The sequence below is a fragment of the Arthrobacter rhizosphaerae genome (assembly GCF_023062595.1).
Lineage (GTDB): Bacteria > Actinomycetota > Actinomycetes > Actinomycetales > Micrococcaceae > Arthrobacter > Arthrobacter rhizosphaerae.
Map to the genome: position 1 here is coordinate 317,592 of NZ_JALLAN010000005.1, position 11,375 is coordinate 328,966.

Consider the following 11,375-nt stretch of genomic DNA (forward strand, 5'->3'; position numbering starts at 1 on the left):
CTCTATTTCCTCGGCAGGTCCGGGGCGTCATACCGTGGTTGGACATTTCCGGTTTTCCACCATGACCCTCCCTCACATTTCGCGGGTTTTTTGGGGACCCTCCCTCACGTCTCGCAGGTTTTTTGGGGACCCTCCCTCACTTGTGGGACAGAGGTGAGGGAGGGTTTGTGTTTTGACCGCGAAAGGTGAGGGAGGGTTTGTGTTTTGACCGCGAAAGGTGAGGGAGGGTTTGTGTTTTGACCGCGAAAGGTGAGGGAGGGTTTGCCTCATGAGTCACAGCGGTACCAAGTAGGGGCGCGTACCCGAGTGAGTGACGTGCTGCGGAACCAAGTACTCGAGGTTCACGAGTCTTCGAATTAACGCGTACCGGCTACTCGGGATTATTAGATGGCGCAAATTTAGCCTGAAAAGGCAAAGCGAACTGATGGCACTTTCTGGGGAGTAACTGTCACTATTCATTTCGCTGTTGAGGTCTCAAATAGGTTATTCATTCCTGGTCTCGAAGACGGTTACTCCGCAAAGTCTGGTCGGTTCGAATCGGATTTGGTATGGAGGGACCGAAATGAAACGAACTATTGCCACCCTTGGGGTCCTTGGCCTCGGATTAATGGGGGCCACCGTTGCCGCGAATGCTGCTCCGCCGGACAACACGAATGATGACAAAAAGATCAGTATCTGCCACGCCACCGGTTCAGCAGATAATCCGTATCTCTTTGAGACCATTAATCTAAACGCGCTGGGCGCCCATGTTGGTGACACCTTAGATATTGTCCCGGCGAACTCCGGGACTCATATGCCGAACGGCCAGAACCTGACGCCAGAGAACATCGCACTCCTGGCTAACAAGTGCTTGCAGCCCACGGTGGAGCCAACTGTCGAGCCCACCGTTGAGCCCACCGTTGAACCAACTGTTGAACCGACCGTTGAACCAACTGTTGAACCGACCGTTGAACCAACTGTTGAACCGACTGTTGAACCGACGGTGGAGCCAACCGTTGAACCGACGGTGGAGCCGACCGTGCAGCCGACAGAAACAGCGACGCCGACAGAAACAGCGACGCCGACAGAAACAGCGACGCCGACAGAAACAGCGACGCCGACAGAAACCTCAACCGCCACAAAATCTTCAACACCGACGGCGACGGTAACGACGACTCCAGCCGGCGCGGGCACGGGCACGACTGTAGTGAAGGACACGGTGAGCCAGAGGGGCTATAACGTCCAGACAGCTGCTGGTGGGAAGACCGTTGCGGGCATCCCCACCTGGCTCACTGGACTGACCGGCCTACTGACCACTGTGGCAGCGCTTGTGCTCTGGAGAAGCGGAGCCAGGGCCAGGGGAGCCCACAGCTAGGCAGAAACCCAGGCAGACAGTAAGGGCGGGTGCCACGAAAAAGTATTCGTGGCAGCCGCCCTTCCACTTCCGGATTCCAGGAGTACCCCATGGCAAGTCAGCGCAGGATTCGCCGCAGTCCGGGACCCGTCAAACGCGGTCTGCTTCTGCGGGGCAGGGATGTGCTCATCCTTGCCATCTGTGCGATGGGCCTTCTGACCGCCTGGCTTGCCCACGGAACGACCGGTGCTTATGGCACTGGCAACGACATCAGCAGCGGGGTCCCTTCTCCGACCATCAGTGCAGCCATCAGCATCTCGGAAACGGCACCGCCTGACACCTTGGGAACACCGGAACCAGCACCGCCTGCATCAGCGCAGGCCCCTGCAACACCTGACACTCCGTCGCCGGCCGGACCTGCCGTTACGCCGATACCCGGGCAGGGAGCCGGGTCGCTTCCTGTTTCTTCAGCCCCCTTGCGGGTCACGTATCCCAAAGCAGAGATGGACGTGGTGATCCATGCCCTGGAGCCGCATGCTGGCACCCAAAGCATCGATCCGCCTGTAACAATGGACGGGTACTGGCTGACGCCCTTCGGCTCGCCGGGTGCGGGGTCGACGGACACGACATACATCATCGGTCACAGTTGGCTGGATCGGGACGCTCCCTTCAACCACCTAAGTTGGGCCGCACACCCCGGTGACGAACTAACGGTGACCACGGCCAGCGGTGTTATGGCTTACAAGGTTGAGTCGGTCACCACCTATTCCAAGTCCACGCTGAAAGACAGCCCGATCTGGGATGCGGTGCCCAACCGCCTCGTTCTGGTCAGTTGTTACTCAGAAGATCCTTGGGGCAGGAATGTTGTGGTGGTGGCTTCGCCGGCTGGGGCAAGCTAGCGCTGTTCGCATCTTGAGACAGCTTGACCAATATGTGGATGGCTTGGCTACCCTGAAAACATGAGCGCATCCACCATTGATCTTGCTGTTATTCCCGGCGACGGCATCGGCCCGGAGGTCATTGCCGAAGCCCTGAAGGTCCTGGAGAAAGTGGCGGCCGCCGAAGGCGTCGCCATTGAGCAGACCCACTACAAACTGGGCGCGCAGCACTGGCTGGAGAGCGGCGAAACTCTTCCCGACGAGGTCCTCGAGGACCTGCGAACCAGGGACGCCATCCTTTTCGGTGCCGTGGGAGCAGCACCGGGGGACACCCGGATACCGTCCGGTCTCATAGAACGCGAGATGTTGCTCAAGCTGAGGTTCAGCCTGGACCACTTCGTCAACCTGCGCCCGTCCAGGCTCTACGGGGGAGTGGGAAGTCCGCTTGCCACCCCGGGCACCATTGATTTCGTGGTGGTCCGTGAGGGTACCGAGGGCCCCTATGTGGGAAACGGTGGCACGCTCCGTGGCGGAACGCCCCACGAGGTAGCCACTGAGGTGTCGCTGAATACAGCTCACGGAGTGGAACGTGTGGTCCGCGATGCCTTCCGCCGGGCCAGCGAGCGTCCGCGCAAGAAGGTAACCCTTGTCCACAAGCACAACGTCCTGGTATATGCCGGTCACTTGTGGAAGCGCACCGTCGAGGCTGTCGCCCAGGAGTTCCCCGAGGTCAGCCACGATTACCTGCACGTGGATGCCGCCACTATTTTCATGGTCACCGACCCCGCCCGCTTTGATGTCATCGTCACGGACAACCTCTTCGGAGATATCCTTACCGACCTTGCGGCGGCCGTGACAGGTGGCATTGGTCTTGCTGCTTCGGGCAACCTCAACATGGACCGGACAGCGCCTTCCATGTTCGAACCCGTCCACGGCTCTGCACCGGATATCGCAGGACAGCAAAAGGCGGACCCGACGGCGGCCATCCTGTCTGCAGCGCTCCTGCTGGACCACCTCGGCTACTCTGAGGCGGCACGGAAGGTCGAGGCGGCGGTAATTGCCGACGTCGAAAGCCGGAACGGTGAAGCCCGCAGTACCTCCGCAATCGGCGACGCGATCGCGGCCGCACTGTAGGTCCGACCCGTCCGGCCAGCAGGCGTAAGCTAGTTTCGAATCACCAAACTGCTGCCGTGGTTCGAGGCTGAACCACGTTTACCATCAGGCAGCCAACCGTGGAGGAACCATGACTCAGACTGCCCATGGCGTCGAATTCACCCAGCAACTTTCGGCAAACCCGAAGTCAGCTGATGAGCGTGCGGCCATCCTGGCGAACCCAGGATTCGGCGACCACTTTACCGACCACACCGCCGTCGTCGACTACAGCGTTGACGCCGAAGGAAAAGGTGGCTGGCACAGCCCCCGCTTGGAGGCGTACGGGCCAATTACCCTGGACCCTTCGGCCGCCGTCTTCCACTACGGCCAGGAAATCTTCGAAGGCCTCAAGGCCTACCGCCACGCCGATGGCTCCATCTGGACCTTCCGGCCTGAGTCGAATGCAGCTCGCCTGAACAAGTCAGCCCGGCGGCTGGCGCTCCCGGAGCTTCCGGAAGAGTACTTCCTGGGAGCAATTCGTGAGCTCGTCGCGGCGGACAAGGAATGGGTACCTTCGGGCGACGGCGAAGCCCTCTACCTTCGCCCCTTCATGATCGCCACCGAAGCATTCCTGGGCGTGCGGGCCGCCCGTGAAGTGTCCTTCAGGGTCATTGCCTCCCCGGCAGGAAACTACTTTGGTGGCGAACTCAAGCCCGTCTCCATTTGGATCTCGCGCGACTATGCCCGCGCCGGCCGTGGCGGCACGGGTGACGCAAAATGCGGCGGCAACTATGCAGCGTCCCTGATCGCCCAGCAGGAAGCCGAAGCCCACGGCTGCAAGCAGGTATTGTTCCTTGACCAGTTCAATGACAATGCCGTCGAGGAACTGGGCGGCATGAACGTCTTCTTCGTCCTGAAGGACGGATCCCTGGCCACACCGGCGCTGACAGGCACCATCCTTGAGGGCATCACCCGGATGTCCGTCATCCAGGTGGCCAAAGACATGGGCCGCCAGGTCAGCGAACGCAAGATCACCCTCGATGAATGGCGTGACGGAGTGGCCTCAGGCGAGATCACCGAAGTCTTTGCCTGCGGCACTGCGGCCGTCATCACCCCCATCGGCGTGCTGAAGGACGCTACTGAATTCATCGGGTCTGAAGACGCGACGGCGGGGGAGACCACCATGGCTATCCGTGAACAGCTGCTGGGCATCCAGACTGGAACGGTCGAGGACACGCACGGCTGGCTTACCCGGCTCGCCTAGCAGCGGCTCTCACCCAAGAGTGTAAGTACGACGGCGGTTGCCCGGCACTGCGGCAACAAGAACACAGTGCCCGGCAGCCGCCGTCGACCTTTTAACACCTGCCAGACCAGAGGCTGGCGCTTTGCGCATCAGCGCCGGGCGGCCTTCCGGGCAGCGTTCTTCAATGCCTTGCGCGAGACAGGCTTCAGGGCCTTCCGTGCGGCTTCATCCGCCAGGGCTTGGTTGCGGCGGGCATCAATGATGTCGTTCCACAGCGTGGTCGCAAAGACACCGCCGTCCTGCGCGTAAACGTCGTAGGGATAGTCGGCAAAATAGGACGGCGTGGTGCTGCCGGTGGGCAGATCCTTCCCTGCCGCCTTGGCGACGGCATCGGCCACAGCCCAGGTCCGGGTCAGGTGATGCCTGAGGTTCTCCTCGACGAATGCATTGACGTCGGTGGAGGCCGCGGCGCGCTTCAGGAGTAGGGCCAGGTCGTCCGCCAGGAATTTGGCCGCCCTTTCTTCCACGGATCCTGAGCCTGACCGCAGATCCTCGGCCGCTGCGTCCACCGCCTCGCTCCAGTCGGCGGTCTCGCGGAACTTCTTCCACGTGGGAAACCAGACAATGCTGCCAGTTGCGTGGTTGTGGATGTGCTGGAGTCCGCTGTTCTTCTCCGTTGCGGCATGATCGTGGCCGGCAGCATCAGCTTCGGCGAGGAGTTCTGCAAGCGTGGTTGTGCTCATGATGGCTGGTTCCGGCTTCCTGGTGGAGATGGTGTGGTTCTTCATTGGAGATCAACCCGGGCCGCTGGGTGTTCTATTCCGGTGCAGAAGGTGACTATGCCGGGGTCGATGCAAAGATGGGGTGGTGACTTCAGCTTCCGGCCCCATCGTGCACCGCAGCTCAGCCCTGACGCAGTTCATCCTGGCCCCCAACCCCGGGCCGATGAGCTTGGAGGGCACCAACTCATACATAGTGCGGGCGGCGGGTGGCCCGGCGGCCGTTGTGGTGGATCCAGGGCCGTTGCATGAAGGGCATCTCCAAGAGCTCGCCGGCACCGGCGTGGCGCTGATCCTGATCACGCACCGGCACCCTGATCACACCGGAGGGGCGGCCCGCCTCCACCACATCACGGGCGCTCCTGTTCGCGCGGCGGATCCGGTCCATTGCCACGGCGGCCCTGTTCTGACCGACAACGAGATCATCCGGGCCTGCGGGGTGGAACTGAGGGTGCTCGCGACTCCTGGCCACACGTCAGACTCACTGAGTTTTCATCTGCCGGATGACGGTCCCGACGGCGCTGTGCTGACAGGCGACACCGTATTGGGCAGGGGGACCACTGTCCTCGATTTTCCGGATGGATCCCTCGCCGACTATCTTGCCTCCCTGGACCGCTTGGAGCAGCTGGGGCCGGCAATGGTGCTTCCTGCCCACGGCCCGGTGCTGCCTGCGCTGGACACCGTGGTCCGCGCTTACCGGTCTCACCGGCTGGACCGTCTGGAGCAGATCCGGAGGGCGCTGAACGTACTGGGGGACCGGGCCGGGGTTCACGAGGTAACGGACCTGGTCTATTCCGACGTCGGCCCTGACGTCCGCAAAGCTGCAGAGAATTCCGTTGCTGCCCAGCTGGCGTACCTCCGCCGATAATCTGCCGGAAGAGGACGTCCCGCCGAAGACGGTAGGCTGGAAACCATGCGTATCGCCCGGTTTGTTGTTGATTCTGATCCCGTCTACGGCGTTGTTGAAGGCCAGCCTGGAAGCGAGGAGATCACCGTCATCAACGGCGACCCTTTCTTCCATGGTGTTGAGCGCACAGGTGTCAGGCACAAGCTGGAGGATGTCCGTCTCCTCGCCCCCATCATTCCTCGCAGCAAGGTCATCGGGGTGGGCCGTAATTTCGTTGAACATGCCCGCGAGCTCGGCAACGAAGTCCCAGCTCATCCGCTGCTGTTCTTGAAGCCCAACACCTCAGTAATCGGGCCCAATGACCCCATAGTGCTGCCCGAGTTCTCCGACGAAGTATCTTTCGAGGCTGAACTCTGCGTCGTCATCGGGCGGATCTGCAAGGATGTCCCGGAAGAGCGGGTCGACGACGTCATCTTCGGATACACCTGCGGGAACGACCTGACGGCGCGGGACGTGCAGAAAACAGACCTGCAGTGGGCCAGGGCCAAGGGCTTTGACACGTCTGCGCCCCTGGGTCCCTGGATCGAAACCGAACTGGATACCGAAGACCTCTCAATCCGGGGCCGCCTCAATGGCGAACTGCGTCAGGACGGCAGCACCAGCCAGATGATCCGTGGTGTCCGTGAGCTCGTTTCCATCGTGTCGCAGGCCTTCACTCTCCTTCCCGGTGACGTCATCATGACCGGCACTCCTGCCGGCGTCGGCCTGGTACAGGCAGGGGACCGCTACGAAGTCGAGATCGAGGGTATTGGCCGACTCTCCAACCCTGTAGTCCGCCGCTGACTGATGCGGCGTAGCCGCTGACGGAGTGCAGTGAGGGGACGCTCCCCGGATCGCGGACGGCGTCCCCGGCAGGCGGTAAAGTTGGACGCACTATGACTACTCCTTCCGTGCCCAACGACGCCCTCGACGCTGCTGCCGCCCCCACCGACTCTGCTTCAAAGGTGCGTGTCCGCTTCTGCCCCTCGCCCACCGGTACGCCGCACGTCGGCCTCATCCGTACGGCCCTGTTCAACTGGGCCTATGCCAAACACACCAAGGGCACCTTCGTCTTCAGGATTGAGGACACGGATGCAGCGCGCGATTCCGAGGAGAGCTACCAGCAGCTGCTTGAGGCCCTGAAGTGGCTGGGCATCACGTGGGAAGAAGGCGTTGAGGTCGGAGGGCCGCACGAACCCTACCGCCAGTCGAAGCGGCTTGACCTTTACAAAGACGTCGTCTCCCGGCTTGTTGACGGTGGCCACGCCTACGAGTGCTACTCCTCCCCGGAGGAGGTTGAAGCACGCCACCGGGCCGCCGGCCGCGACCCCAAGCTGGGCTATGACAACTTTGACCGTGAGCTCACGCAGGAGCAGATTGCCGCGTTCAAGGCAGAGGGCCGCGAGCCTGTGCTCCGTATGCGTATGCCGGATGAGGACGTAACGTTCACAGATCTGGTTCGAGGCGAGATCACTTTCAAAGCCGGGAGTATCCCTGACTATGTGATCGTCAGGGCAGACGGCTCACCGCTCTACACACTGGTTAATCCTGTAGACGATGCCCTCATGGGTATCACCCACGTGCTGCGAGGAGAGGACCTTCTCTCCTCGACGCCCCGCCAGGTAGTCATGATCAACGCACTCATCAAGCTGGGCGTCGCCCAGTACCTTCCCGAGTTCGGGCACCTGCCCTATGTCATGGGTGAGGGCAACAAGAAACTGTCCAAGCGCGATCCGCAGTCCAACCTCTTCCTGCTCCGTGACCGCGGCTTCATCCCCGAGGGCCTCCTGAACTATCTTTCCCTCCTGGGCTGGAGCCTGTCCGCCGACGAAGACATCTTCACAGTGGACCAGCTCATCGAGTTCTTTGACGTTCACGACGTGCTTGCAAACCCGGCCAGGTTCGATATCAAAAAGGCCGAGGCCATCAACGGCACCCACGTGCGGATGTTGGAAGCTGAGGATTTCCGGAACCGCCTGGTTCCGTACCTCCGCGCCGCGGGCCTTGTGGGCGAGTCCCTTACTGAACGTGAGCAGGAGGTTCTCAGCGAGGCCGCACCGCTGATCCAGGAGCGGATTGCCCTGCTGGGGGAAGCGCCTGAGATGCTGGCGTTCCTGTTCAAGAACGACGACGCGATCGACGTCGCGGACGACGCGCGGAAGGGACTCCCGCAGAACCTCACGGAGGTGCTGGACGCCGCCGTTGCCGCGCTCCACCCCGTCACGGACTGGAGCGCCGAAAATATCCAGACCGCCTTGAAGGAGGCGTTGGTCGAAGGCATGGGAATCAAACCCCGTCTCGCTTTCGGTCCCGTGCGCACCGCTGTATCCGGGAGGCGCATTTCGCCGCCTCTGTTCGAATCCATGGTCATTCTGGGCAAGGAGTCTTCACTGAAGCGCCTGCAGGCGTTCCGCGGCTGATGACCCAGCCAGTGGAGGGAGCCCTGCGAAGGGAATTCGGAGCAGTGCAGGGGGTCCTGTTCGATATTGACGACACCTTGGTGGATCTTGAGTTTTCCATGACCACTGCCCTGCGTGATGTCAGCGAGCACCTCCTACCCGGGCTGGATCAGGGGGGGTGGGAGAAGTTCGGCAGGATCTTCACCCATGAGACCACCCATTATTTCGACCGTTACCTGGCCGGCGAACTGACGTTCAACGAGCAAAGACTCCTTCGGGGACGGGCGGCCTTAGGGCATTTCGGCGTGGATCTGGGGGAGGGGGAGGAAGCCCGCAACTGGCTCACCTCCTATGCCCGGATCCAGCCCGGCTACGTCCGCGCCTTTGACGACGTCGGGCCCCTGCTGGATGCCCTCGACGCCGCCGGGATTCCCTACGGCGCCGTAAGCAACAACGTCCATGACTATCAAAGGGCAAAGCTTGACAATGCCGGACTGCAACGCATCCGGCTGCTGGTCGGCACTGACACTGTTGGAGTCCCGAAGCCTGATCCTGCGATCTACCTCGAGGGCGTCCGGCTTCTGGGAATCCCCGCCGCCGAAACCCTTTTCGTGGGCGACAATCCTTTGCTCGACGCCGAAGGGGCCACTGCCGCTGGCCTGCTCGGAGTGTGGCTCAACCGAACCGGTCAGCCGGCAACGGATTTCACCGGAAGGGAAGTCAGCACCCTCGCCGAACTGCTGCCTTAGTTGGCTTCGTGCTGCCTCTTTCTGTTCCGCAGAATCATAAAGGCTGCCACCCCTCCCACGCAGAGAATGCAGACCAGGGCGAGTGCCGCTGCGGTGCCGGAAAGGTCCAAGGCACTCGACGGCGAGACGGCGGCCGCGCTCGAATGAAGGGTGTCCGTTCCGGCAGCAATTTCGGCGTTGCCCCTGGAAAGCGTTCCCGCGCCCGCGGCCAACTCCGACGAGCCGGCAGCCAGCGCGGCGTTACCCTCCGATAGCTTTGACGCACCGGCAGCAAGGGCCTGTGAGCCATTGAGGAGACCGGGACTCGAGGGGTTGGAGGCATTGCCCTTGATTCCCGTGTTGAGTGCCGAGGCACCGTCGGCGAGCCGGGTGCCGCCTTCACTGACGCTCGTCGTCGCTTTCAGAAGCCCAGGCCGTTCGGGGTCACCAGGAACGCCGTCCATTCCCGTGCGCAGCTTCGCGGTCCCATCTGTCAGGAGCTGTGTGCCCAGAACCAGTCCAGGGCTGTTGGGATCCTCGCTGTTCAGTTTTTGGGCCAATGTTTCAAACCCGGAGGTAAGCCTCCCGGACCCCGCGTGGAGCTGGACACTTCCGTCCTGAAGGAGCGCCGCACCAGCCTCCAGCTGGGCCGCGCCTCCGTCGAGTCGCTGGGCTCCCGCCGTAATCCTGGCGATCTTGTCCTTGACGACCGAGAGCGGGACCAGGCCTTGGACCGGGTCTTCGGCGGCAGCCTGCAGCAGTTCGAGCGCTTGGGCGAGAGCCGCCGTGCCTGTGCCGGCAGCCGGATCGTTGTTCGCTCCCCGGTACCCCTTCAGCTGCACGGTGCCCGCGTGCAGTTGCTGCGCTCCTGTCTCCAGGAGAGCTGCGCCGTTGTTCAGTTGCGTCGCTCCGTCAGCCAGATTGTTCTCGGCGTTCCCCGCCTGCGTAGGTGTGAGGGCCGTTGACAATTTGGTGGCGGCGTCGGCGAGGCGTCTCGCGCCGTCGTCGACCTTGTACACCCCGGGGGCAAGCTTGTTTGCGACATCTGCCTGGATCTTGCCGGCCCCGGCAGCCAGCTTGTGGGCTCCGGACTCCAACAGTTCAGCTCCCGGGGCCAGACTGCCGGTGATCCCGGCATTGACCTTTTGCGCACCTTCCGACAGCTTTCCTGCGCCGGTATCAGCGAGCGTAGCTCCGCTTGCCAGCTTTCCCGCCCCTTCACTGAGCCTCTCGGCGCCGGCAGCGGCCTGGCCGGCGCCGTCTTTAAGGCGGGCAGAACCATCAGCGATCCGGCCGGTCACCAGAGTGTAGAAACTCAACAGGGCAATAAGTAAAAGAGCAAGAACAGCGATGGCAAGCTGCTGGATACGTGAAGGACCCTTACTTGCGGTGGCACGACTCTGTGACACGGATGATTCCTCTCGACGGTTCACCGGGAAGCGGCATGCGCCCCAATGCAGGTTGTTACTCAGAAGTAACTTACCGAGAGTAAACTTAGCTGACGGAGATTGGCAAGAGTTTCGATGAATGCTGCCCGGGGCGGGCGTCGGCCGGGCTCAGTGCCGCCCGATTTGTGCGAGCCAAGACTCTCGGGTAAAGTAATTACTCGTGCTGAGGCGCTGGGAGCGGGGGTTTTGACCCGCAGATCCGGCCCGAAAGTTCCATTGGGATATGGTGTAATTGGCAACACTACGGTTTCTGGTACCGTCATTCTAGGTTCGAGTCCTGGTATCCCAGCTCTGAGATATTTCTGGAAACAGCGCAATTTCAGAACTTCAAATCGGTATTACGGATTTGAAACGCTCACGGAAAGTGTGAAACAATCTTTCGGTGCGCGAGGCAGAAATGCCGAGGAAGTACACGGCCCCATCGTATAGCGGCCTAGTACGCTGCCCTCTCACGGCGGTAACGCGGGTTCGAATCCCGCTGGGGTCACCAATGTCCCCCGGAGCCGAAATACAGTGCTCTGTTCTTGTTTTGCCGTCCGTGCAAGCTGCCGGCCCGATTCTTCCGGGTTGAAGTGTACGAGTGGATACC

10 protein-coding genes and 2 tRNA genes are annotated in these 11,375 nt (G+C 61.7%); 10 read left to right on the top strand and 2 right to left on the bottom strand.

Going from position 1 to position 11,375, the window contains the following annotated elements:
• The first annotated feature begins 562 nt into the window (after positions 1–562).
• From MU551_RS09580 to MU551_RS09595, 4 genes are all read left to right on the top strand, one after another.
• Positions 563–1,354, top strand: coding sequence for a PT domain-containing protein (locus MU551_RS09580; protein WP_247043075.1), 792 nt, complete (start codon positions 563–565; stop codon positions 1,352–1,354).
• Between the two features lie 89 nt (positions 1,355–1,443).
• Positions 1,444–2,232, top strand: coding sequence for a class F sortase (locus tag MU551_RS09585; protein WP_247043077.1), 789 nt, complete (start codon positions 1,444–1,446; stop codon positions 2,230–2,232).
• 60 nt (positions 2,233–2,292) lie between these two features.
• Positions 2,293–3,345 (top strand): 3-isopropylmalate dehydrogenase, encoded by a 1,053-nt coding sequence (locus MU551_RS09590; RefSeq protein ID WP_247043079.1) that lies wholly within the window; start codon positions 2,293–2,295, stop codon positions 3,343–3,345.
• Between the two features lie 109 nt (positions 3,346–3,454).
• On the top strand, positions 3,455–4,567 hold the full coding sequence (locus tag MU551_RS09595; protein WP_247043081.1) for a branched-chain amino acid aminotransferase: 1,113 nt from the start codon (positions 3,455–3,457) through the stop codon (positions 4,565–4,567).
• Positions 4,568–4,695: 128 nt separating this feature from the next.
• Here MU551_RS09595 and MU551_RS09600 read toward each other — a convergent pair whose 3' ends face one another.
• Positions 4,696–5,289, bottom strand: a complete 594-nt coding sequence (locus MU551_RS09600) for a hypothetical protein (RefSeq protein ID WP_247043082.1) — start codon at positions 5,287–5,289, stop codon at positions 4,696–4,698.
• Positions 5,290–5,413: 124 nt separating this feature from the next.
• On the opposite strand from MU551_RS09600, the gene MU551_RS09605 reads away from it, so the two are divergent.
• From MU551_RS09605 to MU551_RS09620, 4 genes are all read left to right on the top strand, one after another.
• Positions 5,414–6,193 (top strand): MBL fold metallo-hydrolase, encoded by a 780-nt coding sequence (locus MU551_RS09605; protein ID WP_247043085.1) that lies wholly within the window; start codon positions 5,414–5,416, stop codon positions 6,191–6,193.
• A 45-nt stretch (positions 6,194–6,238) separates the two neighbouring features.
• Positions 6,239–7,015, top strand: a complete 777-nt coding sequence (locus MU551_RS09610) for a fumarylacetoacetate hydrolase family protein (RefSeq protein ID WP_247043087.1) — start codon at positions 6,239–6,241, stop codon at positions 7,013–7,015.
• Positions 7,016–7,107: 92 nt separating this feature from the next.
• Positions 7,108–8,631, top strand: coding sequence for a glutamate--tRNA ligase (gltX, locus tag MU551_RS09615; protein WP_247043096.1), 1,524 nt, complete (start codon positions 7,108–7,110; stop codon positions 8,629–8,631).
• Positions 8,631–9,359: an HAD family hydrolase gene (locus tag MU551_RS09620; protein ID WP_247043098.1), complete on the top strand. Its 729-nt coding sequence runs from the start codon at positions 8,631–8,633 to the stop codon at positions 9,357–9,359. Before gltX ends, MU551_RS09620 begins: the two co-directional genes overlap by 1 nt.
• On the opposite strand, the gene MU551_RS09625 is transcribed toward MU551_RS09620, so the two are convergent.
• Positions 9,356–10,747: a hypothetical protein gene (locus MU551_RS09625; RefSeq protein WP_247043100.1), complete on the bottom strand. Its 1,392-nt coding sequence runs from the start codon at positions 10,745–10,747 to the stop codon at positions 9,356–9,358. The genes MU551_RS09620 and MU551_RS09625 overlap by 4 nt on opposite strands.
• 256 nt (positions 10,748–11,003) lie before the next feature.
• On the opposite strand from MU551_RS09625, the gene MU551_RS09630 reads away from it, so the two are divergent.
• Both MU551_RS09630 and MU551_RS09635 read left to right on the top strand, forming a co-directional pair.
• Positions 11,004–11,075, top strand: a tRNA-Gln gene (locus MU551_RS09630).
• Positions 11,076–11,200: 125 nt separating this feature from the next.
• Positions 11,201–11,276: transfer RNA gene (locus MU551_RS09635), tRNA-Glu, on the top strand.
• The last annotated feature ends 99 nt before the right edge of the window (positions 11,277–11,375 follow it).

Bases quoted from the DNA above. Each gene is read 5' to 3' on its own strand.
- MU551_RS09580 (WP_247043075.1), top strand. From the start codon at position 563: ATGAAACGAACTATTGCCACCCTTGGGGTCCTTGGCCTCGGATTAATG.
- MU551_RS09610 (WP_247043087.1), top strand. From the start codon at position 6,239: ATGCGTATCGCCCGGTTTGTTGTTGATTCTGATCCCGTCTACGGCGTT.
- MU551_RS09595 (WP_247043081.1), top strand. From the start codon at position 3,455: ATGACTCAGACTGCCCATGGCGTCGAATTCACCCAGCAACTTTCGGCA.
- MU551_RS09600 (WP_247043082.1), bottom strand. From the start codon at position 5,289: ATGAGCACAACCACGCTTGCAGAACTCCTCGCCGAAGCTGATGCTGCC.
- MU551_RS09590 (WP_247043079.1), top strand. From the start codon at position 2,293: ATGAGCGCATCCACCATTGATCTTGCTGTTATTCCCGGCGACGGCATC.
- gltX (WP_247043096.1), top strand. From the start codon at position 7,108: ATGACTACTCCTTCCGTGCCCAACGACGCCCTCGACGCTGCTGCCGCC.
- MU551_RS09585 (WP_247043077.1), top strand. From the start codon at position 1,444: ATGGCAAGTCAGCGCAGGATTCGCCGCAGTCCGGGACCCGTCAAACGC.
- MU551_RS09620 (WP_247043098.1), top strand. From the start codon at position 8,631: ATGACCCAGCCAGTGGAGGGAGCCCTGCGAAGGGAATTCGGAGCAGTG.